The organism is Parabacteroides vesiculifaciens (assembly GCF_049860805.1).
In the GTDB taxonomy this organism is placed as follows: Bacteria; Bacteroidota; Bacteroidia; order Bacteroidales; family Tannerellaceae; genus Parabacteroides.
This window is the reverse complement of record NZ_CP187555.1, coordinates 121,218-147,751: the sequence shown is the minus strand read 5'-3', so window position 1 is coordinate 147,751 and position 26,534 is coordinate 121,218. Positions and strand designations below refer to the sequence as shown.

The window sequence follows — 26,534 nt, the reverse complement described above, 5'->3', positions numbered from 1 at the left end:
ATCAATATTTATTTAACGCTTTTATCAAACCGGAATAATAGCCCTGAGCAAGTGCTTTGGCCTGTACGTAATTCAACTGCGAAGTTTGCCGGTACGCTTGTGCCTCTATCACTTCTACTACCGATATTTTACCTTCCGCATAACGTTCCAAGGCCATCCGCTCGTTCTCACGCGCTTTCTCCAACGAGTTTCCGGCTAGGTCCACCCGTTCGAGCGCCTGTGACAAGGAGGTGCGGGCCGTTTGCACTTCGAGGTTCACCTGATCTTCGATTTTGTTGACCTGGTCGTTTGCCATACCGATTTTCATTGTCGAAGCCCGCTTCTCGTTCCGGCGTTTCCCCCACTCGAACAAAGGTACGGACAATTTGGCATATACCACATAGTTAGGGTCCAAATCCGCTCGGAAATCATGACCGGGAGAGGAGTAGCTCCCGTCCAGGCCGATGTATAGCTGGGGTTTGTACCGGGAATCCGTCAGCTTCAGCGAGCTTTCCGCCATTTTCAGCTGGTCGTATGCCATGCGTATCTCCGGCCGGCCGGTCCAGTCCGATATCCAGATATCGTTTGTGTAACTGACTTCCGGAATGCTCCGGTCTATTTCGGTCGTATCCTGCAAATTCACTCCGATCAATGAGTTGAGAGCCATACGTCCGGTCTCGAAATTACTTTTTGCCTGCAAAAGCTGGTATTCCGCCTCGTTCTGCTTGACCTCGACCATCAGCAGTTCCTGGGGGTCGACCAGGCCCGCTTCTACCCGCTCGCGAATTGTCTGTGCCAGGGTAGACATCGAATTGCGGTAATCGAGGGCCACATCGACAATCTCCCTGCGCGCCACCGTATTCCAGTATTGCATATCCGTCTGGTAACAGACGGCCGAGCGGAACAGTTCTTCCTGGTTGGAGGCGAACGAATGGCGGTGTCCAGCCATACGGATCGATTCTAAAATCCGCCCTCCGGTATAAATAGGTTGGAGCAAGGAAAGGGAGGCTCCGTATTTCAGGTCACGCCCTTCGAACGTCATCGGCTGTTCTAAGGAAGGGAGGTCCAATGTCAATTGCAACGGCTGTCCGGTATATTGGAAATTGGCATTCCCGGACAGCTTGGGTTTCCAATCCGCCTTCGCCGCCTTTTCGAGTTCGATGCTGGCAGATATATTCTTATCCGCCGATTTAAGATCATGACTGTACTCCAAAGCCATAGACCGGTATTTCTCGAGCAACGGGCTCTGCTGCGAATAGGAAACTCCGGTACAGAGCAGGAACACACTTATCAATAGATGCTTTTTTCTCATATCTGTTCTTTTTTAATCTTATAAAATAACGTGTACAATGCCGGGGTTACAAACAACGTCAGCAGCGTTGCAAACGTCAATCCGAAAATAATGGTTGCCGCCATTCCGCCGAATGCCACGTCAAAAAGGAGTGGTACCATCCCGAGGATAGTGGTGGTTGCGGCCATCAATACCGGACGCGTCCTGGACACGGTTGCTTCGACAACCGCCGTATAGGGGGTGACACCGTTCTTGCGCTGCACGTTGATTTCATCCAGCAGGACAATCACATTTTTTATAATCATCCCCAACAACCCTAACCAACCGGCAATGGGGAAAAAGCCGAAATCAAAACCGGTCAGCAACATACCGACCGCCACTCCGATCAGCGACAAAGGCAAGACGCAGAGAATGATAACCGGTTGCCGGAAATTACCGAACAGGGCCACCAGGATCACAACCAGCATCAGGAAAGCCAGTGGGAAAAACTTGGCAAGGGCTTGCAAACCTTCCCGTTGATCTTTATATTGGGAATCCCAGAAAAAGGTATATCCTTCGGGCAATTCCATCTGCTCGATCTCATGACGGATCTCGTCGTGCACTTCCGACATCGTATGCCCCGGCTTCACGCCGCACATAGCCGCCATGGACAATTGCCGGTTGTAAGTGCGCACCTGCGGGAACTCCCAGGTTGTCTCGATCCGCTCCGTCACCTGTGACAAGGGAGCCGAACGCTCGCCATTCCATACGGAAAAGTTTCCTAACGAACGGGCATCCGTCACCTCCGCTCCATCCGACTTCAACAAGACGGGCACCTTTTTCTCGTTATCGCGATAGACACCGACCACCGTCCCGTCGTTAACAGACTTGACGGATTCCATCATCGAAGCCTTGGTTATACCCAGCGCGCCGGCCTTGACCGGGTCATAGACCGGACGGATCACCATAGACATATTTCCCCACTCATTGCGGGCATCGGCCACCTTCGGGTTACGGCGCATGATCTCGATGGCCTCTCCCGCCAACGAATCCAGTACAAGCGGATCAGGTCCGAGGAAACGGGCTTCGATCACCGCCTCCGTTAGCGGACTCAATTCAAACTTATTGACTTTGATCAGCGGGCCAGGGAAACGGGTACGGATCGAGTCTTGCAACAAAGCATGCAGTTCGCGCGACTCTTTGGACGACTTGCATTTGACCAAGACCTGTGCATAATTGGACTGCGGGCCGAACGAGACATTAGACAGGTAGTAACGCGGCGGAGTGCGCCCCACATAGGTAGAAACCATCTCCGTCTGTTCATGCTCCCGGATATAACCGGCCATCTCCGTTGCCAGGCGGTCCGTCTCCTCTATCTTCACGCCTTCCGGCAGCCACATATCCAAAGTAAAATACTGCTTGTCCAATGCCGGGACAAATACTTTCGGGATAAATTTGAAGCTCCAGGCCGAAAAGACCAGCATCACGACCAGGCTGCCGATCGCAACCGTCCGGTGCCGTATCACCCAATGCAGGGAAGAACGGAATTTCTCATAATACTTACCGGAAAACAATGAATCCTGCAATTCCTCTGGACGGGGACGCCGTACGAACTCTTGGATAAAAAAGGGAGTCTGCGTCAAAGCGAATATCCAACTGAACATCAGGGAAACACCGATAACGACCACCAGCGAAGACAACAATTCGCCCGTGATATGAGGCGAATAATAAATAGGTAAAAACGTCAGGACCGCAATCACGGTAGCCGCCAACAGGGGAAGCGCTGTAGCCGAACAGGCCCGCATAACTGCCACCCGCTTACGCATGCCGCGCTGCATATTGACCAGTGCCGAATCCGACACCACAATCGCATTGTCGACCAGCATTCCCATCGCGATAATAATGGCCGCCAAGGACATACGCTGCAACGCGATCCCTGATCCGAACATAACAATCAGGGTTGCAAAGATGGAAAAGACCAATCCGCTCCCGACCAGGATTCCATTCTTAAACCCGATAAAGAACAGCAGGATCGCCACAACGGTTATAACCGATATGATCAGGTTGAGGATAAATCCCTGATTGGCGACATCCGACTCATAGCCCTGATCGTATATGGATTGTAATTCGAACCCTTCCGGCATAGTTGCGGTCAGTTTGCCGATACAAGCTTTCACGGCTTCCGCCATGTCGACCACATTTCCCGTCGGGACGGTAGAGATGGCGATACCGACAGCCGGTTTGCCGTCTATCCGCATCAGGTTGGATGCCGGTTGCTGGTAGCTTTCTTCAACTGTCGCAACATCAGCCAGGCGGAAATGTTCTCCGGTACGCGAGACAATCGTCAGGTTCCGGATATCGTCCAGCGAGTAGAAGTTACCGGTCGATTCGATCCGGATACGGTTCTGCCCGGCATCGATACCACCGGCATCCACCACCCGGTTCTGGGCATCGAAAGCACGGGCAATGTCGGCTGTCGTAATGCCGCTACGCGCCATCACGGAAGGGCTTACGGAGACATCAACAGTCGGTGTCCGCACACCGTATATTTCGACTTTGGCGACATCCTTGACCTTCAGCAACTCGTTCTTGATCAACTTGGCACGGTCTTCCAGTTCACGATATGTATAGCAGTCGCCCGTCAAGCCATAAAAGACGCCCAGGACATCACCGAAGTCGTCATTGACGATGGATGTACCGGCGCCGGCCGGCAATTTACCTTGTACATCGTTCACTTTCCGCCGCAACTTGTCCCACAACTGTTGCATCGCGTCGGCACGAATTTCCTTCTTCACATAGACCGTGATCTTGGACAGCCCCGCCCGGTTCTCCGTCTTCAGGTAATAGAGTTCGCCAAGCGATTGGATCGCCTCTTCCAACACATCCGTCACCTGAGACTGCACTTCCATCGGAGAAGCGCCGGGATAAGGCGTGAGTACCAAAGCCTGCTTGATCGTGAAAGGCGCGTCCTCTAACTTCCCCATCTTGGCATACGAGAAAAGACCTCCTGCCAGTACCAACACTAACAGCAATACCGTGACGGCTTTCTTTTGCAGAAAATACTTAATCAGTTTCATCGTTTTCCCTTTTCTGAAATTGAGACTTCCATTCCATCCGACAAGAAACGAAGGCCGCTTGTCGCCACCACTTCACCCACTTGCAAGCCTTCCTCTATCCGGACAGTTCCGTCCGGCAACAGTTCGCCGGCCACCACGGATTGCCGGCCGACACGATTAGTCTTGGAGTTCACCACCCAGACATAATCCCCCACCGAAGGACGATGGCAAAGAGCAGCCTGCGGGATGGTTATATTTCCGGAAACGGCTGGAGCGGATTTCAGCAAAGCCTTCCCGGACATACCGGACAGCAACCGGTTGTCTTTATTCGGCAATATGGCTGTCAACAGATATGACAGGTTATTGCGAGTCGTCCCTTTGGATATTTCGACCACGCTTGCGGTATAGAGCCGTTCGGGTTGGGTGTCGAAACGCAGGCGGATCGTGTCGCGGGGCTGTACGGAACAGGCAATCTCCTGCGTCACATATACTTCTATTTTAAGCCGGTCGATATCGATAAAGGATATCACAGGTTGCGAAGCCTTTACATCCTGGAACTTTTCCAGATAAACTTCCCCGACATACCCGTCGAAGGGAGCCAGCAGTTTCGTATCTTCCAGCTCGTTCACGGCTGCTTCGAAAGCCGATTTCGCCGATACATAATCCGCTTTGGCTTTCTCATAAACACTGGCCGCCACATTCTCTTTCTCAAACAGGATCCGTATACGCTCATATTCAGCTTTTGCCTGGAGATAGACCGCTTCCGCACGGTTACGGCGAATCCGGAAATCACGCGGGTCGATCCCGGCAATAATGTTCCCACGTGCATACCGGCTACCGGCATACACATCAAACTGGTCGATCGGACCGCTCACGCGAAAAGATAGTTCGGATGTTCGGAACGGTTGGGCAATAAAGGCAAACTCCGTATCACCTTCGGCGGAGACGGACGATACCCGGGCAGTATTCACCTCGATACCAGGTTTTCGTTCCGCCTCTTTCCCTTTACAGGATGCCAACAGCAAGGCTACGCAAGCAAATAGAACAGGATTTAATCTTATCTTCATAACACATCTTTTAAATTCCGTCCAAAAGTAAAAGACCTGCCCCGTTGTTGCCGCGAATAATTTTCCGAAGCCGGAAAAAACGTTCCTGAAAACGGTATCCGGTTAGTATTCTATATATGCCAATGGGACAGATGTCATTTAGACAGGGGAAAGGTCTGTTGTGTAGCAAATAGAAACGTTAAAAAATATTACCCGCTAGTGTAATTTCAAATACATGCTATACTAATCCGATTTACATGGGGTGGTAGTGACATTTTGATAAGAGGGAACCCCTTTGGGCGAAATGAAATTTTTGATGCGGTTTCCCTATATATATGCCGCTAACCATAGATGTAAAAACAAATTAATTATCTTTGCCGTTGAATATAATTACACATAATGAACCAGTCATGCGATTAACATTACGAATCTTTTCCCTGCTGCTGATGTTATCCGTCATCGGACCGGCACTTGGAGCCAGCCAACGGAAAGTGCCGGCTTACGAAAAATATATCAAACAATATAGCAGCTTAGCGATCCAGCATCAAAAGAAGTTCCGCATCCCGGCAAGTATCACGCTTGCACAAGGCGTATTGGAATCGGGAGCCGGACAAAGCGAACTGGCACGCAAATCGAACAACCATTTCGGCATCAAATGTCATTCCGACTGGCGGGGTGGCCGTGTCTATCACGACGACGATCTGCGCGGAGAATGTTTCCGCAAATATAAGAATCCGGAACAGTCCTACGAGGACCATGCCCGTTTCTTAGTCGACCGTCCCCGCTATGCTTCCCTGTTCAAGCTGAAAATAACCGACTATAAAGGTTGGGCAAGAGGATTGCAGAAATGCGGGTATGCAACCGACCGTGCGTATGCCAACCGCCTGATCAAGATTATCGAAGATTACGACCTATACAGGTACGATACGGCCAAAAGCGGTAAAAAATCAGGGAAACAGCCGGCACGCATCTCCCGGTATACGGTCTACCGGACAAACGGCCTGCTGTATGTCTATTCAAACGGCAAAGACAGTTTCGACGATATAGCCGCCAGCCTCGGCTTCCGGGCGAAAGATCTGAAGAAATACAACGAAGTGCCGGAAGACTTCCCGTTGCAGAAAGATGATATCGTTTACCTGGAAAAGAAAAAGAAGAAAGCCGACAAGCCGAATTATGACCACGTCGTACAGGTGGGCGAGTCCATGCACAGTATCGCACAGAAATACGGAATACAGATCAAGAGCTTATATAAGATGAATAAAAAGCAGAAAGATTATATCCCCGAAGAAGGAGATGTGCTAAAACTTAGATAAGTAAGACAAAAAATAGTATCTTTGCAGACAAATTCACAAAAACAATGAGTGACCAACGTTATAATCTACGCGGTGTATCCGCTTCGAAAGAAGATGTTCATAACGCAATAAAGAACATCGACAAGGGAATCTTTCCCCAAGCATTCTGTAAGATCATTCCCGACATTCTGGGAGGCGATCCTGAATATTGCAACATCATGCATGCCGACGGAGCCGGAACCAAGTCATCTCTGGCTTATATGTACTGGAAAGAAACCGGAGACCTGTCCGTTTGGAAAGGTATTGCGCAAGACGCTTTGATAATGAATATCGACGACCTGCTGTGCGTGGGCGCCGTAGACAACATATTAGTATCCTCCACCATCGGACGCAACAAGTTGTTGATTCCAGGTGAAGTGATCTCCGCCATCATCAACGGGACAGACGAATTGCTGGCCGAACTCCGCGAAATGGGAGTCGGTTGCTATGCGACAGGCGGTGAGACGGCCGATGTCGGCGATCTGGTCCGTACCATCATTGTCGACAGTACGGTTACCTGCCGCATGAAACGTGCCGACGTGATCGACAATGCGAACATCCGTCCGGGCGACGTGATCGTCGGACTGGCTTCTTTCGGACAGGCCACTTACGAGAAAGAGTATAACGGCGGTATGGGAAGCAACGGGCTGACCAGTGCACGCCATGACGTATTTGCCAAATACCTGGCGGAAAAATACCCGGAAAGTTTTGACAAGGCTGTTCCCGACGAACTGGTTTACAGCGGAGGCTTAAAGCTGACCGATCCCGTAGAAGGATCGCCGCTGAACGCAGGCAAACTGGTGCTTTCTCCCACACGAACCTATGCTCCGGTAGTCAAAAAGCTACTGGATGCTTTGCGTCCGGATATCCACGGTATGGTACACTGCTCAGGCGGGGCACAGACCAAAGTCATGCATTTCATCGGAAACAATTGCCGCGTGATCAAGGACAATATGTTCCCTGTTCCCCCGCTGTTCAAGACGATCAAGGAACAGAGCGGTACGGCCTGGGACGAGATGTACAAAGTGTTCAACATGGGACACCGTCTGGAAGTCTATCTTTCCCCGGAACATGCGGAAGAGGTGATTGCCATCAGCAAATCATTCGATATCGACGCACAGATCGTCGGCCGCATAGAAGAAAGCGACAAAAAGGAACTGATTATTAAAAGCGAGTTCGGTGAGTTTATATATGGCTGAGAATAATACGCTATTAGAGAAACTGGATGGATTGGTGTCGCGCTTCGAAGAGGTATCGACGCTCATCACAGACCCTAACGTCATCGCTGACCAGAAAAGATACGTCAAGCTCACGAAAGAATATAAGGAACTGAACGAAATCATAAAAGCCCGCAAGGAATATATGCAATGCCTCAATGGTTTGGAAGAGGCGCGTTTGATGATGGCCGAAACCGATCCGGAGATGAAAGAGATAGCGCGTGAAGAAGCGGCTGCTTGTGAAGCACGTATTCCGGAGCTGGAAGAGGAGATCAAGCTGCTCCTCGTGCCGGCCGACCCGCAGGACGACAAAAACGCCATTGTCGAAATACGTGGCGGAACGGGTGGCGATGAAGCGGCACTCTTTGCCGGAGACCTGTATCGCATGTACGTTAAGTATTGCGAGATGAAAGGCTGGAAAGTGGCCCTGTCCAGTTGTAGCGAAGGAGCTGCCGGCGGTTTCAAAGAAATCATCTTTACCGTAAGCGGAGAAAAGGTGTACGGAACTCTTAAATATGAATCGGGCGTGCATCGCGTACAACGTGTGCCGGCTACCGAAACACAGGGGCGCGTACACACATCGGCAGCCACCGTTGCCGTCCTCCCCGAAGCAGACGAGTTTGATGTGGAAATCAACGAAGGCGAGATCAAATGGGACACGTTCCGTTCGGGTGGAGCCGGAGGACAGAACGTAAACAAGGTCGAATCGGGTGTCCGCCTGCGCTACGTCTGGAAGAACCCGAACACGGGCGAAAGCGAAGAAATCCTGATCGAATGTACCGAAACACGCGACCAGCCGAAGAACAAGGAGCGCGCTCTTACGCGCCTGCGTTCGTTTATATATGACAAGGAACACCAGAAATATCTGGATGACATTGCTAACAAACGTAAGACGATGGTTTCTACCGGCGACCGCTCGGCGAAGATCCGTACCTACAATTACCCGCAGGGACGTATCACCGACCATCGTATCAATTACACGATTTACAATCTTTCAGCCTTTATGGATGGGGATATACAAGGATGCCTCGATCAACTGATCGTAGCCGAGAACGCTGAACGACTGAAAGAGTCTGAACTATAACATCATTTTTAGACTAATTTTTTACACGTAACAACATGAACAAGCAGCAATTATTCGAAAACATCAAGAAAAAGCAGTCCTTCCTTTGCGTGGGGCTCGATACAGATATAAAGAAGATCCCGCAGCACCTGCTGTCTGAAGAAGATCCGATCTTCGCATTCAACAAAGCGATTATCGACGCGACAGCCGACTACTGCGTAGCTTACAAACCGAACCTGGCCTTCTATGAAAGTTTGGGCGTAAAAGGCATGCTGTCATTCGAAAAGACAGTCGCTTACCTGCGTGAAAACTATCCCGACCAGTTTATCATTGCCGATGCTAAGCGCGGGGACATCGGAAACACTTCCGAGATGTATGCACGTTCTTTCTTCGACCATATTAAGGTGGATGCCGTAACGGTGGCTCCATATATGGGCGAAGACAGCGTGAAGCCGTTCCTAATCTATCCGGAAGCCTGGGTGATCCTGTTGGCGTTGACCTCCAACAAAGGTTCGCACGATTTCCAGTTGACAGAAGATGCAAGCGGCGAACGGTTGTTCGAAAAGGTATTGAAAAAGTCGCAGGACTGGGCTACCGACGAACAGATGATGTATGTGGTAGGCGCTACCCAGGGAAAGATGTTCTTAGACATCCGCAAGTATGCTCCCAACCACTTCCTGCTGGTTCCGGGCGTAGGCGCACAGGGCGGAAGCCTCGCCGAAGTGGCCCTGTACGGCATGAACGACCAATGCGGGTTGCTGGTAAACTCTTCCCGTGCGATCATTTATGCAGACAAAACGGAGAACTTTGCCGACGTTGCGCGTGATGCAGCCCAGGCCGTACAGCGCGAAATGGCAGGATATCTGCACGATAAAGGAATTATTCCCTGCAAAGCATAGGCTATCCCAATAATTTTCACCATTTTTGCAAACTGCCTTGAATCAAGTCGGGGCAGTTGCATTTGAAATACATATAATAAGATTAAATAATGGAGTTTTCAGCCCAACAAATAGCGAGCGTTTTAGGTGGAACCGTCGAAGGCAACCCTGAAGTGAAAGTCAACAACTTCTCAAAGATAGAAGAAGGAAAACCGGGAACATTGACCTTCCTGGCAAACCCTAAATACGAACATTTTATCTACAATACTGAAGCAAGCATTGTTTTGGTAAACAATGATTTCACTCCCGCCGAACCGGTAAAAGCCACATTGGTCAAAGTGGCCAATGCTTATGCTTCGCTTGCCATACTGTTGAACATGGTGGAACAGGCGAATACCAAGAAAGCGGGCATAGACGCCACGGCATTTATCGCCGGTTCGGCAACGGTCGGCGAAGGATGCTATGTCGGCAACTTTGCCTATATCGGTGAAGACGTAAAGATCGGCAAGAACAGCCGCATTTATCCGCACGCTTATATCGGCGACCATGTGACCGTTGGAGACAACTGTACGGTCTATCCGCACGCAACCATTTATAACGGCTGTGTGATTGGCAACAACTGTATTCTGCATGCCGGAAGCGTGATCGGATCGGATGGTTTCGGTTTTGCTCCTGAAGGCGATAACTACAAAAAGATCCCGCAGCTGGGAAATGTCATATTGGAAGACGATGTCGAAATCGGAGCCAACACCACGATAGACCGTGCCGTGATGGATTCGACCATCATCCGCCGGGGCGTCAAACTGGACAATCTGGTACAGATTGCGCACAACGTGGAAGTCGGTGAAAATACGGTTATGGCCGCCCAGGTCGGTATTGCCGGCTCCGTGAAGATCGGCAGCCATTGTATGTTCGGCGGACAGGCCGGATTGTCCGGCCATATCCATGTGGCAGACCATGTAGTATTCGGAGCACAATGCGGTGTAATCAGCGATGTAAAAGAACCGACAACCTTGTTAGGTGCACCGGCTATCAACGCAAAAGCATTTATGCGTTCCAGCGCAATCTTCAACCGTCTGCCGGATATGTACCGACAGATGGGGCAAATGCAGCGTGAGATAGAACGACTTAAATTGGCAATTGACAATGCACAATTGACAATGAATAAATCATAAATTATAAATCATAAATCATATAGATCGTATGCAGAAACAGAAGACGCTTGCCACGAGTTTCTCTATGCAAGGAAAAGGGTTGCATACAGGGCTGGATATTCAGATCACATTCCATCCTGCACCCGAAAATCATGGATACAAAATCAAACGTGTTGACCTGGAAGGAGAACCTGTAATCGATGCCGTTGCCGAAAACGTAGCCGGAACCCAAAGAGGAACTGTGCTTTCAAAGAACGGCATTCAGGTAAGTACTATTGAACATGCGATGGCAGCTTTATATGCCTACGAAATAGATAACTGCCTGATAGAAGTGAATGCACCCGAATTTCCGATTCTCGACGGCAGTTCCCGTTTTTTCAGTGAAGAGATTCAAAAAGTCGGTATCGTAGAACAGAGCGCACCGAAAGATTACTATATCGTAAAGCACAAAATCGAAGTCAAGGATGAAGAAACAGGTTCTTCCCTCATCATCCTGCCGGACGACAAGTTCAGCGTCAATGCATTGATTTCTTTCAATTCGCCCGTGCTTTCCAACCAGTTCGCCACGCTGAACGACCTGAGTGAATTCCCGACAGAACTGGCCGCTTCCCGAACATTCGTATTTGTCCGCGAAGTGGAAATGTTGTTGCAGAACAACCTGATCAAAGGCGGAGACCTCGACAATGCAATCGTTATCTACGATCAGAAAGTATCACAGGAAGTGCTTGACAACCTGGCCGACAAACTGTCTATCCCGCATAAGGATGTGCAGGAGCTGGGCTACATCAACAATAAACCGTTGGTATTCGACAACGAACCGGCGCGCCACAAGCTGATCGATGTGATCGGCGACCTGGCACTGATCGGCAAACCGATCCGCGGCCGCGTAATCGCTACCCGCCCGGGACATAAGATCAACAACCAGTTGGCACGCATGATCCGCAAGGACATCAAGCTGAACGAAGTTCAGGCTCCCGTCTACGATCCGAACTGCGTCCCGGTCATGGACATCAACCGTATCCGCGAATTGCTCCCGCACCGCTACCCGTTCCTGCTGGTTGACAAGATCATCGAGATCGGCGGCAACTATATCGTGGGCGTGAAGAACATCACGAGCAACGAACCGTTCTTTACGGGCCACTTCCCCCAGGAACCGGTTATGCCGGGCGTACTGCAAGTGGAAGCGATGGCACAGACCGGCGGCCTGCTCGTTCTGAACTCGGTAGACGAACCGGAACGCTATTCCACTTACTTCATGAAGATCGACGGTGTTAAATTCCGCCAGAAAGTCGTTCCGGGCGACACGCTGATCCTGCGCCTGGAATTGCTGGCTCCCATACGCCGCGGTATCTCGACCATGAAAGGCTATGTATTCGTAGGCGACAAGCTGGTTAGCGAAGCTGAATTTATGGCACAGATTGTAAAAAACAAATAATAATTAAGATAATGAACATATCCCCTTTAGCAGTCGTTCATCCCGAGGCCAAGATCGGTCAGAATACAACGATCGATCCTTTTGCCGTAATCGAAAAAGATGTCGTAATCGGTGACAACTGCCGGATCCATTCGCATACGACTATCTTAGACGGTGCGCGGATCGGCAATAATTGCCAGGTATTTCCCGGAGCCGTTATAGCCGGTATTCCCCAAGACCTGAAGTTTAAAGGAGAAATTACAACTGCTGAAATCGGAGACAACACCATTCTGCGCGAATGCGTGACTGTCAACCGCGGAACAGCCTCCAAAGGCAAAACCGTTGTCGGAAACAATTGCCTGATTATGGCTTATTCCCATATCGCTCATGACTGCCTGCTGAAAGACAACATCATTATCGGCAACGCTTCACAGATTGCCGGTGAAGTCGAGATCGACGACTTTGCGATTGTCAGCGGCGGCAGCTTAGTTCACCAGTTCTCCCGTATCTCCAAGCATGTCATGGTACAAGGCGGTTCCCGCATCGGCAAGGATATTCCTCCTTATACACTGATCGGACGCGATCCGATCGTGTACTGCGGTATCAATATCGTAGGGTTGCGCCGTCGCGGATTTACCAACAGCCAGGTATTCTTGATCCAAGACATCTACCGCACGCTTTATACGCGCGGCCTCAACAACACGGAAGCCCTGAAAGCCATCGAAACCGAATACGAGCCCAGTGAAGAACGGGACCTGATCCTGAACTTCATCAAATCATCCCAACGCGGTATCGTAAGAGGTTCGATCGATGAGTAAATAATGTGCCAATTTGAAAATGCGCCAATATGCCAATCGGAGAATGAATTTAATTGGCATATTGGCACATTATTTTATTGTCACATTATTCTTTTTTACTACTTTTGAACCAACAAAAAACTAATAACGATTATGGTATTTAGATTTCTAATTCTATCAGATGAAGTTGACGACTTCAAACGCGAGATTAAGATCGACTCGGAAGCGACATTCCTGGATTTGTACAATGCCATTATGGATTCTGTTGGGTATTCAAAAGATCAGATGTGTTCTTTCTTCATCTGCGATGACGACTGGAGCAAGAATACGGAAATCACACTGGTTGAAATGGATACCACTTCTGAAGTAGACAATTATATAATGGAAGATACGTCTCTGGAAGAACTTTTGGAAGACGAGCACCAGAAGTTGCTTTTCGTCTTCGATTATATGACCGAACGTGCTTTCTTCATGGAACTCCGCGAAATCATCCCGGGCAAAGATCTGGACAAACCCGTATGCAGCAAATCAATCGGCGAAGCACCTGTGCAGATCATGTCGTTCGACGAAATAGATACAAAAGCAGGTAACACCGAAATAGGTGAAGATTTCTACGGCGATTCCGAATACGATATCGACGAACTCGATAAAGAAGGTTTCGACGGGCTTGGCGACGGACCGATGGACAATCCATACGACGACGAGCGCTTTTGATTAATGAACTCTCTTGTCATACTATTGGGGCCGACAGGAGTCGGCAAGACGGAACTGAGCCTCCGCATAGCGGAGCATTTCGGTTCTCCGATCATTTCTTCCGACTCCCGTCAGCTTTATAAAGAGCTCCCGATAGGCACGGCCGCTCCTACTGCCGAACAGATGGCACGTGTACGCCATTATATGGTCGGCACCTTGTCACTCACCGACTATTACAGCGCAAGTAATTTCGAAGAAGATGTGATGTCCCTGCTCAGGGAACTTCACCGGACGCATCCGACCGTCGTTATGACAGGCGGCAGTATGATGTATATCGATGCCGTTACGAAAGGGATCGACGACATCCCCACCGTCACCCCCGAAATCCGGACGGCTATCTATAAACAATATGAAGAAGAGGGCCTCGCCCCCATCCTTGCCGAGTTGAAAGAAGCCGATCCTTTGCATTACGAAGAGATGGACCGCAACAATTACAAACGTGTGATCCATGCCGTAGAAATCTGCCGCATGACTGGCAAACCTTATTCTTCTTTCCGTACTAACACCCGCAAAGAACGGCCTTTCCGGATCATCCGGATAGGGTTAACCCGCGATCGTGAAGAACTGTACGACCGCATTAACCGCCGCGTAGACCAGATGATGGCCGACGGTATGTTGGAAGAAGCTCGCCGCGTTTATCCCTTCCGCGAATTGAACTCCCTCAACACGGTAGGCTATAAAGAACTGTTCAAATATCTAGATGGCGAATGGACGTTAGACTTCGCCATAGAAAAGATAAAACGCAACTCCCGCGTATACGCCCGCAAACAAATGACCTGGTTCAAACGGGACACCGACATCCGTTGGTTCCATCCTGATGAAGAGGAAGCGATATTGGCTTTTCTGGATCAACAAATTCGGACTATTTCTTAAACACCAGATAAACCGCCGCCACCAGAAACAGGAAAGCCAGTGCATGATTCCACTTGAACGATTCACCTTTAAAAGCAATCGAACTGAAACCGACAAAGACAACCAGCGTAATCACCTCCTGGATCACCTTCAACTGGATCAGGTTAAACGGGCCGCCGTTATCACGGAACCCCATCCGATTTGCCGGAACCTGGAAACAATACTCGAAAAAGGCTAAAAACCAACTAAACAGGACAACGCCGATCAACGGCAGATGCTCGAACCAGCTGAACTGCTGCTTCATCTTCAGATGCCCGTACCAGGCACACGTCATAAAGATATTGGACACGACCAATAACAGAATAGTATAAAAACCTTGCATAATTTATTTGAGTTTATGAGGAAGGTAATCCTCCTGAATATTCGACATACTGTTCCAGAGGCTATAGCGCGCCTCAGGATTGATCGCCTCCAGACGCGACAACACCTCCTTCATGTCCGAACGGCTGGAACCGGATTCGTACGGGCAATTCTTGATCTGTTTCCGGTACCCTCTCCACGCTGCAATCCGGACCAGATCTTTCTCCTCCACTAAGCACATGGGCCGGATGATCTCCATATCGAACTTATCCATCTTCAGGCGCGGCGGCATCGTCCCGATCGCTCCCTGGTGGATCATATTCATCAGAAGGGTTTCGAGAATATCGTCCTGATGATGTCCGAGGGCAATCTTGTTGCAACCGTGCTTCTTTGCAATATCGAACAAGGCTTTCCGCCGGGTCCAGGAGCAAAGGAAACAAGGGGATTTGCGGGTATCGGTCGAAGCATCGAAGCTCGTCTCGTGTACGAAAAAAGGAAGACCGTGCTCGTCGGCACAGCTTTTCAGATAGTCGAGATCCGAACGATAGGGAATATTCGACATCACGATATGCGTCACGACCACTTCGAACCTGGGCCGGAATATCTTGGAACGCCGGCCGAGCAGGTCCACCAGCGCCAGCGAATCTTTCCCACCCGACAATCCGACCAATATGCGGTCGCCATCCACGATCAAGCCGTATTCGAATATCGCCTTCTTAACTTTCTCTTCCATTTTACGAAACAGGAGTTCTTCTTCTGTCAACTTCGCCATACTCTACTAATTAAAAATTAAAAAGTAAGAATTAAAAAATAAGGGCTTTGATTCTTGATTTAAATTCCTATTTTTGTAATCGGACACAAAAGTAATGATTTATGATTTTAGATTTATGAATTATAAGCCATAAATCCGAGTCATAGATCATAATTCATAAATCATAAATCGATGAATTGGTTATCTAATAAACTGTTTTATACAATAGGAATTACATTACTCTGCGGCGGACTGAATGCACAAAGTCTGGCCGAAGCAAAGAAATTATACAATGAAGGAAAGTATGCGGAGGCAAAGCCCGCCTTCGAAAAGTTAGTCAAACAAGCGCCGGGCAACTCTTCCTACAATCATTGGTATGGCGTTTGTTGCTACGAAACCGGTGATCTGGCCGGTGCGGAAAAACATCTGAAAGTGGCCGTCAAACGTAAAGTGCAGGAAGCATACCGCTATATGTCCGAAGTCTACTACAAGACGTATCGTTTCGACGAAGCCGGCGAAATGCTCGAAGAATACATCGATTTGCTGGCAAAGAAGAAACAGGACCCCGGGCCTTTCGAAGCGAAGCTCGACCTGGCAAACAATGCACAACGCATGATGGAAAAGGTGGAAGACGTGCAGATCATCGATAGCTTGGTCGTGGACAAAGATGACTTTCTTTCCGCCTATACCTTGAGTGAAGAAAGCGGCACGCTCGATTCTTTCAAAGACTTCTTCCAGACGAACGAACCTGTGGCTTCGACCGTTTACAAGAACCAGAAAGGCGATAAGATTTATTACGCCCATTCGACGGACGGCGACCGTTATTGCCTTTTCACCCAATCCATGCTTATGGATGAATGGGGGGATGAAAAACAATTGCCGATGAATATCAATAGCAACGACGACGATAACTATCCGTTCGTGCTTTCCGATGGCGCCACGATCTATTATTCCTCCAAAGGGAACGGCTCGATTGGCGGTTATGACCTGTTCGTCACCCGATACAACATCAATTCCGATACGTATCTGGCGCCGGAACAATTAGGTATGCCGTTCAACTCGCCTTACAACGACTATATGATGGTCTTCGACGAAGTGAAAGGATTGGGATGGTTCGTCTCCGACCGTTTCCAGCCGGAAGGCAAAGTCTGCGTCTACCTCTTTATCCCGAACCCGGAACACAAGCGGGTGGAAAGCGAAGATACCGAAGTGAAACGGGCACGTGCCGCAATCACTTCCATCCGGGATTCCTGGAAGGAAGGTTCCGACTATGCCGACCTGATCCGCCTGTCCCATACGGAAATACCTTACGGGGAGGAAAAGATCGAAAAAGATTTTGAATTCATCATCGGCAACAATATTGTCTACTACAAGTTAGATGAGATCAATAGCCCGGAGGCAAAAAGCTACTACGAAAAGGTGGTTGCCCTGAACAAGCAGATCAAAGAGATGAATGAAAAGCTCGACGGCCTGCGTACCTCTTATGCCGAAGGCAATAAGGCCCGCAAAGAGCAGTTGAAGCCGGCCATCCTGCAAGCGGAAGAACAACTGAACGCCTTGTTGGAACAACCCGGCGAACTGGAAAAGAAAGCGCGTAATGCGGAAATCAATTATTTGAAAAATAAACGATAAAACAAGTGTTTATGGTATTCGAAACGCTCATCATCGCTTTCCTCATGGTCGTAGCCATCGTGCTCGTCCTGTTGGAGATATTCATGTTGCCGGGAATTACGGTGGCCGGTGTCGGAGGATTCCTATTTGCGGCCGGCGGCTTGATCTATGCTTACTCGGTCAGCCCATCGATAGGAAACGTGACGTTGGCGGTATCATTACTTGTGTTCGCGGCCTCTTTCGTCTGGCTATTGCGTTCCAAATCATTCAGCCGGGTAGCCTTGAAAACCGACATCGATTCCAAATTAGTGTCCAGCCGTGACCTGGGGATCGTGCCGGGCGATGAAGGACTGACGCTCTCACGTCTCGCTCCTATCGGGAAAGCCCGCATAAACGGGATTACCGTAGAGGCCAAGTCGATGGACGAGCTGATTGACGAGAATACGCCGGTCGAGGTGTTGCGCGTCGACGGCTACAATGTAATCGTGAAAATTAAAAATTGAAAAATAATTCATAATTCATAATTCATAATTCTACTCATGGAAATGACCTTCGTGCCTATTGCCCTTTTGGGAGCAGCGATATTGCTGCTGGTAATTTTCTTTTATTATGTGCCGTTCCTCCTGTGGATCTCGGCAAAAGTTTCGGGTGTCAACATCTCGCTGATACAGCTTTTCTTGATGCGTATCCGTAATGTGCCGCCTTATATCATCACCCGCGCCATGATCGAAGCCCATAAAGCCGGTCTGAAAACGTTGACCCGTGACGAACTGGAAGCGCACTATCTGGCAGGCGGACATGTTGAAAAGGTTGTCCATGCCTTAGTTTCGGCATCGAAAGCAAACATCGACCTTCCTTTCCAGATGGCAACTGCTATCGACCTGGCAGGACGTGACGTGTTCGAAGCCGTCCAGATGTCGGTAAACCCGAAGGTAATCGACACGCCTCCCGTTACAGCCGTTGCCAAAGACGGCATCCAGCTGATCGCCAAAGCGCGTGTGACGGTTCGTGCCAATATCAAGCAATTGGTCGGGGGAGCCGGCGAAGAAACAATTCTGGCCCGTGTCGGTGAAGGGATCGTTTCATCCATCGGTTCGTCCGAAAACCATAAGACCGTACTCGAGAATCCGGATTCAATCTCCAAGTTGGTGCTCCGCAAAGGGCTGGATGCCGGTACTGCGTTTGAAATCTTGTCTATCGACATCGCCGATATCGACATAGGTAAGAACATCGGTGCATTCCTTCAGATGGACCAGGCTCAGGCCGACAAAAACATCGCCCAGGCAAAAGCCGAAGAACGCCGTGCGATGGCCGTTGCCGTTGAACAGGAGATGAAAGCCAAAGCACAGGAAGCCCGTGCGAAGGTGATCGAAGCCGAAGCCGAAGTGCCGAAAGCAATGGCCGAAGCCTTCCGGAGCGGAAACTTAGGCATCATGGATTATTATAAAATGAAGAATATCGAGGCAGACACCGGTATGCGCGAAGCCATCGCCAAGCCGGCAAGTGCGCCTACGAAACCATTAAAAGACTAAGACAATGATTGCTCCTTCTGAACTTATTATCAATCCCGATGGTAGTTGTTTCCACCTGCATCTGAAACCGGAGCAGCTTGCCGGCAAGATTATCATGGTCGGCGATCCCGATCGTGTGAACATCGTCGCTTCCTACTTCGATACGAAAGAATACGAAGTGTCGAGCCGCGAGTTCCACACCATCACCGGGACCTATAAAGGGAAGCGCATCACGACGCTTTCCCACGGTATCGGAACCGATAATATCGACATTGTTCTGAATGAACTGGACGCACTGGCAAACATCGACTTTGCCACCCGCACCATCAAACCGGAATTCCGGCAACTGACAATGGTACGTGTCGGAACTTCAGGAGGATTGCAACCATTTGTTCCTGTCGGCACCTATGTGGCCGCCGAAAAATCGATCGGGTTTGACGGAGTCCTATATTTCTATGCCGGCTCCGAGCAGGTTCGCGACGGGATTTTCGAATCGGAACTGCTCAAACAATTAGAATGGAAACTAAGCGGTATTCAGCCTTATGTTGTCTCTGCCGATCCTTCTCTGATCGAACAGATCACACAGGGCGATATCATCCGGGGGGTAACGATTGCGGCCAACGGTTTCTACGGTCCGCAAGGCCGCCAACTACGTCTGCCGCTTGCCGACCCAGAGCTGAACCGGAAGATAGAGGCCTTCGACTTTAACGGTAGCCGGATTACCAACTTCGAAATGGAAAGTTCGTCCCTCGCCGGGCTATCCGCCTTGATGGGACACCGTGCCATGACCGTATGTTGCATCATTGCCGGGCGGGTGACCAAGGATATGAATACCGAATATAAGGGTTCCATAACCGGTCTGATCGAAACGGTATTAGACCGGATCTGAGAACCGAATACACTCCCCGGTTGTTCCTTACATATATATATAACGTATACGAATCATGGAATGGGGAAAGACTATATTATCATCTTTAGAGTGGGGAAAAACCATCTCTAACAGAGAAGAGAAAGAGAGAGTGGCGGATATCATTTCCTCAATGGTAAAAGAGGGGGAAATTATCGGGGTGGGTTCAGGCTCGACCGCTTATCTGGCCTTGTTGAAAATTGCCGGGCGGGTAAAAAATGAACAATTGCATATCCGCGCAATCCCGACTTCACAGGAAATCCGTATGGCGTGCGCCCGTTTGGGCATTCCTGTCACCAGTCTCTGGGAACACAAACCGGATTGGACATTCGACGGTGCCGACGAAATAGACACGGACCACAATATGATTAAAGGGCGCGGAGGAGCGATGTTCAAAGAAAAATTGTTGATCAGTTCCAGTCCCCGCACCTACATTATCGCCGATCCATCCAAGATTGTTACCAAATTGGGTTCACGCTTCCCGATACCCATAGAGATATTTCCCGAAGCACTTACCTATGTTGAAGAAGTGCTCCGGGCTTATAATCCTAAAGAAATCAAACTAAGAATGGCCGAGGGGAAAGACGGTCCCGTGATCACGGAAAACGGGAACCTGATTCTCGATGCCCGGTTCGATAATATCCCCAATAACCTGGAAGAATCGATCAAATCGATCACCGGGGTTATCGAAAGCGGGCTGTTTATCCACTATAACGTGCAGATCATTTCATGAAACCCTGATCTTTCAAGACTTTCAATAATACATCGGAAAAATATTCGTTATTGGCCTTTGTATAGCGTACATCCGTAAATACTTGGGCCAATGTTTCCTTATTATTCTCCCGTACGAATTGTTTGTTTACTTCCAGTTCTTCTTTATCGAGATATAATGCATCGATAGAGGCAGGCGTATAATCCGTATATGCCTCCTGATGGATAACCGCCCCGAGCGGCAGGCGTTCCACCTGGGAGACTGGCGCTCCGTCGGGATAACCGACCGTAACCGTCACGACAGGTACAACTAAGCGGGGAAGCGACAAGGCGTCGATAATCTTATCCGCATTATAGGCCGTTGTCCCCAAATAGCAGATTCCCAACCCTTTTTCTTCTGCCGCCGTACAGAAACTCTGGGCAAACAGCATCGCATCGATAGTCGAGGCGATAAAAGTCTGGAAGTTGTCGAAACCGGCCACGGCCTTCCGTTGTTCCGCCCATTTCACAAAACGGTTGGCATCGGCGCAAAAAGTGAGCACGACCGGAGCCGTCGTGATCATCGGTTGGTTGAAATGGGCCGGGGCCAGCTTTTCCTTATTCGCCTTATCGCGGGTAATGACCACGCTATACAATTGCATATTTCCCGTATTGGATGCACGGGCGGCTACTTCCAGCAATTCATTCAACAAAGCATCCGGGATGTCCTGAGTCGTATATTTACGGATCGTCCGTCTGTTTTTCATATTTTCCAGCATAACTTATCTATTTAATTTATGACAAAATCGATCAATAGCAAAGGCCAAGCGCCCAGATCGGTATCTTGTTTCCCACGCTCTTAGGTTGTCCGTGTATAGCGGCAAACGCATTTTCCACATTCCTGATCCGTTCGTAGTCCATCAACGGGTCGCCGATAACGAACATATATTTTCCATTCACACAATAGTCTCCATTATGCAAAAGTTCTACCGTTCCGCAATTCGACATCTGATCGACAAAGAATGTTTCGCCCAAGTAAATGCGCTCCATCTCCCGGAAGAGGCTTGCCATCAGATTGGTGTTCGCCAGAAAAGAGCGATACGAACGGGCCAGCCCGCCGTCTTCTTTCCTGACCTGTAAAAAGCGGAGCGCTCCCATTTCTTTTACATAATCAAGCAACTTGTGCGTCTGTGTGTTATCCATCTCATACTTGGATGTCAAGGCTTGCATACGGGGAAATTCAGGCGCCTCCTTCGCAAGCTGGATGAGTAGTTGTTTCAGTTTTCGGGACATGGCATTGTTCATCGGACGAATAGAAGGCAGGTCCACATCGACCGAGTCACGCACCAAATCCTGTAAACGGAAATTAAAAGCATCCGGATCTTCCCAATAAAAAGGATAGCAACCGTGTTCCAGGTAATTCCGGAAAATGGGGACTATATTTATCTCGTCCATCACTTGTTGGGTAACTTCGGCATGGTTAAGCAGAAGCTCGTCCAACGGAACCGGTTTGAGATCCAGCGCCCCCTCATAGGACAAATATTCACGGAATGACATGGTATGCAACGTATACCAATCACTTTTTTCGCCAAAAGACAGTTCCTCTTTTTCACCTTCGACCAGCAAAGGTGCGGCAAACACGATCTGCATATCGGGATAATTCTCATGCAAACGTTCTATCGCCTGTGCCCAGTTTCCATATCGATGGACATTATCCAGGAAAAGATGCCTGCCCCCCTCTTCATAAAATTGCTTGACCACCCGGGACAACATACGCCGTTCCTGGAACCATATATTATCGAGTGGCAAATACAGGGCTTCATTAGAATCACCATAAGTCGATTTGATATGTTGCAACAAAAGCGTGGTTTTCCCCACACCTTTTGCACCAAAAATACCGATTATCCCCCTGTCCCACTTGACCTGCCGGGATAAGTAACGTCGGAAACTCAGATTTACGCCTTTAAGTAATTGCTCATGGTTTAACCGATACATGTCCATAATTTAACTGATTTGACACAAAAATACTATATAAAAGCCAATCTACAAAACCAACAACTCACAGGAAGAATAGTTTTTTCGTACCTTTGTCCGCATAAACCAATAAAAAAATGGAAACGTCTAAAGTTTACTTTACCAATCTCCGCACAACCCCATCCAGCAATCTGCTGGACAAGATGGAACGTCTTGTCAGACGTGCGGGCATAGCCAACATTGATTTCCAGAATCAGTTTGTAGCTATTAAGATCCATTTCGGCGAACCGGGTAACTTAGCCTTTATCCGTCCGAACTATGCGGCCCGCATGGCGACTTTGCTTCGTAGCTTAGGGGCAAAGCCTTTCCTGACGGATTGCAACACGTTGTATTCAGGCCGCCGCGCCAATGCCGTAGATCATCTGGAGAGTGCAATGGAAAACGGTTTCAACCCTATTTCCGCCAAATGCGATGTGATTATTGCCGACGGCTTAAAGGGAACTGAATACCGCGAAATTGAAATTGACGGTGAATATTGCAAAGCTCCCAAAATAGGCTCTGCCATTGCTGATGCAGACATCGTCATCACCATGAACCACTTCAAAGGTCACGAGCAGACCGGATTCGGCGGTGCTTTGAAGAACCTCGGCATGGGATGCGCCAGTGTCGGTGGAAAGCTTGAACTTCACTCGGCATCACAACCCAGAATCGACATTGAAAATTGCAAAGGATGTAATATATGCGTTAAACATTGCCGCCATGATGCCATCCATTTGGACGCTTCGCATAAAGCGGAAATCGACTACGGCAAATGTGTCGGTTGCGGCCAGTGCGTAGCCCTTTGCCAATACGACGGAGCCGTCATGGGTGAAGGCGACACATCTGAACGTTTGAACTATAAGATTGCCGAGTATTCCAAAGCAGTCTTGTTGGGCAAACCGAATTTCCACATCAGTTTTATCATGAATGTTTCGCCGGAATGCGATTGCTGGAACCATAATGATGCGGCAATCATTCCTGATTTGGGTATGGCTGCCTCTTTTGATCCGGTCGCATTAGACAAGGCTTGTGCCGATATGGTGACCAAGGCTCCGATCTTAGAGACAGGCAACCGGCTTTCCGACTCTCCTCACCACGACCATCTGGAAGGTTGCGACAAATTCAATCTCATGCACCCCGAGACTAACTGGCAGGCGGGGCTGGAACATGCTGAAAAGATCGGCCTCGGGACACAGGAGTATGAATTAATAACCGTTTAAAATTAAAAATTGAAAATTGAAAAATAATTCATAATCCATAATTCATAATGCTCAATCAAGATACTATCTGCGCCGTATCAACTGCCCCCGGAGCCGGGGGCATTGCCGTCATCCGCGTTTCCGGACCGAAAGCAATCGTAATCTGCAACACGATATTCGTACCGCGTACGGCAGGGAAAGACCTGTTGTCACAGAAAGCCTATACGCTACGTTACGGTAGTATCTGGCGTGGTGTAGAGACGCATGGCCGTGCGTCTCTACAAACCGCCCTTATAGACGAGGTGCTGGTCGCCCTTTTCCGCGCACCTCACTCTTTCACCGGCGAAGACACGGTAGAGATTACCTGCCACGGTTCCGTCTACATCCAGCAACAGATCATGCAACTTTTGATTGAAAACGGTTGCCGCTCCGCCCTCCCCGGTGAATATACGCAACGTGCCTTCATGAACGGCAAGATGGACCTGAGCCAGGCCGAGGCGGTTGCCGACTTGATCGCCTCGACCTCAGAAGGTCAACACCACCTGGCATTAAACCAAATGCGTGGCGGCTTCAGCCATGAATTAAGGAACTTGCGCGAACAACTTTTGCATATCACTTCTTTGATGGAACTGGAGCTGGATTTCAGCGACCACGAGGAACTGGAGTTTGCCGACCGTAGCGAACTGAGTGCTTTAGCGGCCCATATCGAAACGGTCATATCGCGTCTGGCCAATTCTTTCAGTGTCGGAAACGTGATCAAAAACGGTATTCCGGTTGCAATCATAGGTGAGACGAATGCCGGGAAATCGACTCTGCTCAATGCCTTGTTGAATGAGGAAAAAGCGATTGTCAGCGATATCCACGGCACGACTCGTGACGTCATCGAAGACACGATCAACATCGGAGGGATCACGTTCCGTTTCATCGACACCGCCGGCATCCGCGAAACGCATGATGCGATCGAAAGTATCGGTATCGAACGTACCTTCCAAAAGCTCGACCAGGCAAACATAGTCCTCTGGATGATAGACGCCTCCGACGCATCTTTGCAAATCGCCCAATTATCCGAAAAGATACTCCCGCGCTCGGTAGGAAAGCAGCTAATCCTCGTTTTCAACAAAGCCGACCTGCTCACCGATACATCCGGTATCATCCCTGCCGGCCTTCCCGAAAACGTGCAATCCATCTTCATCTCGGCCAAGAAAAGAGAGCATATCGACGAGTTGCAGGATCTCCTGATCCAAGCCGCCCACATCCCCTCTTTATCCCAAAACGACATCATCGTCACCAACATCCGCCACTACGAAGCCCTGACCCACGCCCTCGAATCCATCCACCGTGTCCAAGAAGGCTTATCCGCCAACCTTTCCGGAGACTTCGTCTCCCAAGACCTGCGAGAATGCATCTACCACCTCTCGGACATTGTCGGAGAGGTCACGACGGACCAGGTGCTGGGGAATATATTTGAGAGGTTTTGCGTCGGAAAGTAAGTGGTGATTACCAACGATTAGCATATATCATCAACGATTATTAAGGCGTTCATTTTGAGCGTCTTTCTTTTTAGCCTTATAAGCGATGGTTATCGTTTATAGGGCTTTTTCAGCTCATTTTTGTACCGTATTTGTTGCTCGCTTGTTACTCTCCGATTTTAGGTCGGAAAGGTCGTGGAGAAAGTTGACTATGGTTGACTATGATTTACGATAGTTGAACAAATAGGAGAAATCACAAGAGAAATAAACCTCTAAAAGTAACGAATATGGCAACAAGTAAAATGAAAATCAAAAAGGTTTGTGAATGGTGTGGCACAACATTCTATGCCCAAAAGCTAACAACACGCTTCTGTTCTCATCGGTGTAATAATCTTGCATATAAAGAAGCAGTTCGGCAGAAGAGAATACAAGAAGTAGAAACCAAAGTTCAAACGGTAATCAGTGAACAATCTATATCCGATTTCAAGGATAAAGAATATCTATCATTCAAAGAGGTTGCAACTTTATTAGGGCTGAGTAAACAAACCATATATAAAATGGTATATGCAGGGAAACTACAAGCATTCCGCATCAGTAGTAGATTGTCCTTCATTCGCAAGGGGGATATTGACCGAATGCTGGAAGCTCGCCCTTATGATCAACAACAGCCGAAGGACACAATTCCCATCACCGATTTCTACACTACAGCCGAAATCAAAGAGAAATACCATGTAAATGAATCATGGATATTTGTGGTGGCTAAGAAGAATAACATACCTCGGACTTTCAATCGTGGCAAGACCTACTGGAGCAAGAAGCACATGGACACTTACTTTGCCAAGAAAGCCCCGAATCCCGACATTTCCGAATGGTACAGCACACTGGAAATGCAGGAGAAATTCGGCATGACCTTATCCGCTATCTACACTTTTGTTTCCAAGAATGCCATTCCGAAGAAGAAAGAAGGTATCATGGTGTACTATTCCAAGAAACACGTGGATATAGCCAAAGGTGTGGCAGCACCCGAAGAACCGCAATATTATACGGTAACCGAAGCAATAGAGAAGTTCAATCTCACCCGTGATCAACTCTATCATTATGCGAAGTATCATAATATCCCAAAGGTCAAGAAGGGCAAATACACGCTTATATCCAAACCCGAATTGGATAAATTGCTTGAAGCCCCAAAGATTGAATAAGTTATTTATCGGTG

The 26,534-nt window shown here is 48.9% G+C and carries 24 protein-coding genes; 17 read left to right on the top strand and 7 right to left on the bottom strand.

Annotated elements, in window-relative coordinates; all coding sequences use genetic code 11:
* Position 1: 1 nt before the first annotated feature.
* Genes ACPYIV_RS00650 through ACPYIV_RS00640 form a run of 3 tightly spaced genes read right to left on the bottom strand, consistent with a single transcriptional unit; the run spans position 2 to position 5,372 of the window.
* Entirely contained in the window at positions 2-1,291 is a 1,290-nt protein-coding gene (locus ACPYIV_RS00650; protein WP_425885024.1) for a TolC family protein, read from the bottom strand.
* Positions 1,288-4,326, bottom strand: a complete 3,039-nt coding sequence (locus ACPYIV_RS00645) for an efflux RND transporter permease subunit (protein WP_293732298.1) — start codon at positions 4,324-4,326, stop codon at positions 1,288-1,290. The genes ACPYIV_RS00650 and ACPYIV_RS00645 overlap by 4 nt, the downstream gene beginning before the upstream one ends.
* Positions 4,323-5,372 carry an efflux RND transporter periplasmic adaptor subunit gene (locus ACPYIV_RS00640; protein WP_425885022.1) on the bottom strand — a complete coding sequence of 350 codons (1,050 nt, stop codon included), beginning with the start codon at positions 5,370-5,372 and terminating at the stop codon, positions 4,323-4,325. Before ACPYIV_RS00640 ends, ACPYIV_RS00645 begins: the two co-directional genes overlap by 4 nt.
* A gap of 389 nt (positions 5,373-5,761) precedes the next feature.
* Here ACPYIV_RS00640 and ACPYIV_RS00635 point away from each other — a divergent pair, with 389 nt between their 5' ends.
* The 9 genes from ACPYIV_RS00635 to miaA all read left to right on the top strand — a co-directional run bounded on the left by ACPYIV_RS00635 (position 5,762) and on the right by miaA (position 14,831).
* Entirely contained in the window at positions 5,762-6,664 is a 903-nt protein-coding gene (locus tag ACPYIV_RS00635) for a glucosaminidase domain-containing protein (RefSeq protein WP_293732296.1), read from the top strand.
* A 44-nt stretch (positions 6,665-6,708) separates the two neighbouring features.
* Positions 6,709-7,881 (top strand): AIR synthase-related protein, encoded by a 1,173-nt coding sequence (locus ACPYIV_RS00630; protein ID WP_293732295.1) that lies wholly within the window; start codon positions 6,709-6,711, stop codon positions 7,879-7,881.
* Positions 7,874-8,983 (top strand): peptide chain release factor 1, encoded by a 1,110-nt coding sequence (gene prfA, locus ACPYIV_RS00625; protein ID WP_293739753.1) that lies wholly within the window; start codon positions 7,874-7,876, stop codon positions 8,981-8,983. Before ACPYIV_RS00630 ends, prfA begins: the two co-directional genes overlap by 8 nt.
* 35 nt (positions 8,984-9,018) lie before the next feature.
* Positions 9,019-9,861, top strand: coding sequence for an orotidine-5'-phosphate decarboxylase (gene pyrF / locus ACPYIV_RS00620; protein WP_293732293.1), 843 nt, complete (start codon positions 9,019-9,021; stop codon positions 9,859-9,861).
* An 89-nt stretch (positions 9,862-9,950) separates the two neighbouring features.
* Positions 9,951-11,015: a UDP-3-O-(3-hydroxymyristoyl)glucosamine N-acyltransferase gene (gene lpxD, locus ACPYIV_RS00615; RefSeq protein ID WP_293732292.1), complete on the top strand. Its 1,065-nt coding sequence runs from the start codon at positions 9,951-9,953 to the stop codon at positions 11,013-11,015.
* Positions 11,016-11,043: 28 nt separating this feature from the next.
* Entirely contained in the window at positions 11,044-12,429 is a 1,386-nt protein-coding gene (locus ACPYIV_RS00610) for a bifunctional UDP-3-O-[3-hydroxymyristoyl] N-acetylglucosamine deacetylase/3-hydroxyacyl-ACP dehydratase (protein WP_293732291.1), read from the top strand.
* An 11-nt stretch (positions 12,430-12,440) separates the two neighbouring features.
* Positions 12,441-13,226 carry an acyl-ACP--UDP-N-acetylglucosamine O-acyltransferase gene (gene lpxA / locus ACPYIV_RS00605; protein ID WP_293732290.1) on the top strand — a complete coding sequence of 262 codons (786 nt, stop codon included), beginning with the start codon at positions 12,441-12,443 and terminating at the stop codon, positions 13,224-13,226.
* Between the two features lie 132 nt (positions 13,227-13,358).
* The gene (locus ACPYIV_RS00600) at positions 13,359-13,919 is read left to right on the top strand and encodes an IS1096 element passenger TnpR family protein (RefSeq protein WP_293732289.1); all 561 of its coding nucleotides are present in this window, start codon (positions 13,359-13,361) and stop codon (positions 13,917-13,919) included.
* A 3-nt stretch (positions 13,920-13,922) separates the two neighbouring features.
* Complete coding sequence (miaA, locus tag ACPYIV_RS00595; protein WP_425885017.1) at positions 13,923-14,831, top strand: tRNA (adenosine(37)-N6)-dimethylallyltransferase MiaA; 909 nt, start codon at positions 13,923-13,925, stop codon at positions 14,829-14,831.
* Here miaA and ACPYIV_RS00590 read toward each other — a convergent pair.
* Complete coding sequence (locus ACPYIV_RS00590) at positions 14,821-15,192, bottom strand: DMT family protein (protein ID WP_186930865.1); 372 nt, start codon at positions 15,190-15,192, stop codon at positions 14,821-14,823. The two genes, miaA and ACPYIV_RS00590, sit on opposite strands and share 11 nt — an antisense overlap.
* Positions 15,193-15,195: 3 nt before the next feature.
* Entirely contained in the window at positions 15,196-15,942 is a 747-nt protein-coding gene (locus ACPYIV_RS00585; protein WP_301704438.1) for a tRNA 2-thiocytidine biosynthesis TtcA family protein, read from the bottom strand.
* 171 nt (positions 15,943-16,113) lie between these two features.
* Between ACPYIV_RS00585 and ACPYIV_RS00580 the strand changes: the two genes are divergently transcribed.
* The 5 genes from ACPYIV_RS00580 to rpiA are packed head-to-tail and all read left to right on the top strand — an operon-like array spanning position 16,114 to position 20,683.
* Positions 16,114-17,553: a tetratricopeptide repeat protein gene (locus ACPYIV_RS00580; RefSeq protein ID WP_301704439.1), complete on the top strand. Its 1,440-nt coding sequence runs from the start codon at positions 16,114-16,116 to the stop codon at positions 17,551-17,553.
* Between the two features lie 11 nt (positions 17,554-17,564).
* Positions 17,565-18,035 carry an NfeD family protein gene (locus ACPYIV_RS00575; protein WP_425885014.1) on the top strand — a complete coding sequence of 157 codons (471 nt, stop codon included), beginning with the start codon at positions 17,565-17,567 and terminating at the stop codon, positions 18,033-18,035.
* Positions 18,036-18,071: 36 nt separating this feature from the next.
* A complete protein-coding gene (gene floA / locus ACPYIV_RS00570) occupies positions 18,072-19,064 on the top strand; it encodes a flotillin-like protein FloA (protein WP_293732284.1) in 993 nt (330 codons plus the stop codon).
* A gap of 4 nt (positions 19,065-19,068) precedes the next feature.
* Entirely contained in the window at positions 19,069-19,932 is an 864-nt protein-coding gene (locus ACPYIV_RS00565; protein WP_293732283.1) for a nucleoside phosphorylase, read from the top strand.
* Between the two features lie 55 nt (positions 19,933-19,987).
* Entirely contained in the window at positions 19,988-20,683 is a 696-nt protein-coding gene (gene rpiA / locus ACPYIV_RS00560) for a ribose 5-phosphate isomerase A (protein WP_293739730.1), read from the top strand.
* On the opposite strand, the gene ACPYIV_RS00555 is transcribed toward rpiA, so the two are convergent.
* Both ACPYIV_RS00555 and ACPYIV_RS00550 read right to left on the bottom strand, forming a co-directional pair.
* The gene (locus ACPYIV_RS00555; RefSeq protein ID WP_425885011.1) at positions 20,673-21,419 is read right to left on the bottom strand and encodes a nitroreductase family protein; all 747 of its coding nucleotides are present in this window, start codon (positions 21,417-21,419) and stop codon (positions 20,673-20,675) included. The two genes, rpiA and ACPYIV_RS00555, sit on opposite strands and share 11 nt — an antisense overlap.
* Positions 21,420-21,450: 31 nt before the next feature.
* The gene (locus ACPYIV_RS00550) at positions 21,451-22,641 is read right to left on the bottom strand and encodes an ATP-binding protein (protein WP_425885009.1); all 1,191 of its coding nucleotides are present in this window, start codon (positions 22,639-22,641) and stop codon (positions 21,451-21,453) included.
* Between the two features lie 110 nt (positions 22,642-22,751).
* On the opposite strand from ACPYIV_RS00550, the gene ACPYIV_RS00545 reads away from it, so the two are divergent.
* From ACPYIV_RS00545 to ACPYIV_RS00535, 3 genes are all read left to right on the top strand, one after another.
* A complete protein-coding gene (locus ACPYIV_RS00545) occupies positions 22,752-23,873 on the top strand; it encodes a DUF362 domain-containing protein (protein WP_293732279.1) in 1,122 nt (373 codons plus the stop codon).
* 47 nt (positions 23,874-23,920) lie between these two features.
* Entirely contained in the window at positions 23,921-25,342 is a 1,422-nt protein-coding gene (gene mnmE / locus ACPYIV_RS00540) for a tRNA uridine-5-carboxymethylaminomethyl(34) synthesis GTPase MnmE (RefSeq protein WP_425885007.1), read from the top strand.
* Between the two features lie 266 nt (positions 25,343-25,608).
* The gene (locus ACPYIV_RS00535) at positions 25,609-26,520 is read left to right on the top strand and encodes a helix-turn-helix domain-containing protein (protein WP_425885005.1); all 912 of its coding nucleotides are present in this window, start codon (positions 25,609-25,611) and stop codon (positions 26,518-26,520) included.
* Positions 26,521-26,534: the final 14 nt, after the last annotated feature.

Bases quoted from the DNA above. Each gene is read 5' to 3' on its own strand.
- ACPYIV_RS00650 (WP_425885024.1), bottom strand. From the start codon at position 1,291: ATGAGAAAAAAGCATCTATTGATAAGTGTGTTCCTGCTCTGTACCGGA.
- ACPYIV_RS00645 (WP_293732298.1), bottom strand. From the start codon at position 4,326: ATGAAACTGATTAAGTATTTTCTGCAAAAGAAAGCCGTCACGGTATTG.
- ACPYIV_RS00640 (WP_425885022.1), bottom strand. From the start codon at position 5,372: ATGAAGATAAGATTAAATCCTGTTCTATTTGCTTGCGTAGCCTTGCTG.
- ACPYIV_RS00635 (WP_293732296.1), top strand. From the start codon at position 5,762: ATGCGATTAACATTACGAATCTTTTCCCTGCTGCTGATGTTATCCGTC.
- ACPYIV_RS00630 (WP_293732295.1), top strand. From the start codon at position 6,709: ATGAGTGACCAACGTTATAATCTACGCGGTGTATCCGCTTCGAAAGAA.
- prfA (WP_293739753.1), top strand. From the start codon at position 7,874: ATGGCTGAGAATAATACGCTATTAGAGAAACTGGATGGATTGGTGTCG.
- pyrF (WP_293732293.1), top strand. From the start codon at position 9,019: ATGAACAAGCAGCAATTATTCGAAAACATCAAGAAAAAGCAGTCCTTC.
- lpxD (WP_293732292.1), top strand. From the start codon at position 9,951: ATGGAGTTTTCAGCCCAACAAATAGCGAGCGTTTTAGGTGGAACCGTC.
- ACPYIV_RS00610 (WP_293732291.1), top strand. From the start codon at position 11,044: ATGCAGAAACAGAAGACGCTTGCCACGAGTTTCTCTATGCAAGGAAAA.
- lpxA (WP_293732290.1), top strand. From the start codon at position 12,441: ATGAACATATCCCCTTTAGCAGTCGTTCATCCCGAGGCCAAGATCGGT.
- ACPYIV_RS00600 (WP_293732289.1), top strand. From the start codon at position 13,359: ATGGTATTTAGATTTCTAATTCTATCAGATGAAGTTGACGACTTCAAA.
- miaA (WP_425885017.1), top strand. From the start codon at position 13,923: ATGAACTCTCTTGTCATACTATTGGGGCCGACAGGAGTCGGCAAGACG.
- ACPYIV_RS00590 (WP_186930865.1), bottom strand. From the start codon at position 15,192: ATGCAAGGTTTTTATACTATTCTGTTATTGGTCGTGTCCAATATCTTT.
- ACPYIV_RS00585 (WP_301704438.1), bottom strand. From the start codon at position 15,942: ATGGCGAAGTTGACAGAAGAAGAACTCCTGTTTCGTAAAATGGAAGAG.
- ACPYIV_RS00580 (WP_301704439.1), top strand. From the start codon at position 16,114: ATGAATTGGTTATCTAATAAACTGTTTTATACAATAGGAATTACATTA.
- ACPYIV_RS00575 (WP_425885014.1), top strand. From the start codon at position 17,565: ATGGTATTCGAAACGCTCATCATCGCTTTCCTCATGGTCGTAGCCATC.
- floA (WP_293732284.1), top strand. From the start codon at position 18,072: ATGGAAATGACCTTCGTGCCTATTGCCCTTTTGGGAGCAGCGATATTG.
- ACPYIV_RS00565 (WP_293732283.1), top strand. From the start codon at position 19,069: ATGATTGCTCCTTCTGAACTTATTATCAATCCCGATGGTAGTTGTTTC.
- rpiA (WP_293739730.1), top strand. From the start codon at position 19,988: ATGGAATGGGGAAAGACTATATTATCATCTTTAGAGTGGGGAAAAACC.
- ACPYIV_RS00555 (WP_425885011.1), bottom strand. From the start codon at position 21,419: ATGCTGGAAAATATGAAAAACAGACGGACGATCCGTAAATATACGACT.
- ACPYIV_RS00550 (WP_425885009.1), bottom strand. From the start codon at position 22,641: ATGGACATGTATCGGTTAAACCATGAGCAATTACTTAAAGGCGTAAAT.
- ACPYIV_RS00545 (WP_293732279.1), top strand. From the start codon at position 22,752: ATGGAAACGTCTAAAGTTTACTTTACCAATCTCCGCACAACCCCATCC.
- mnmE (WP_425885007.1), top strand. From the start codon at position 23,921: ATGCTCAATCAAGATACTATCTGCGCCGTATCAACTGCCCCCGGAGCC.
- ACPYIV_RS00535 (WP_425885005.1), top strand. From the start codon at position 25,609: ATGGCAACAAGTAAAATGAAAATCAAAAAGGTTTGTGAATGGTGTGGC.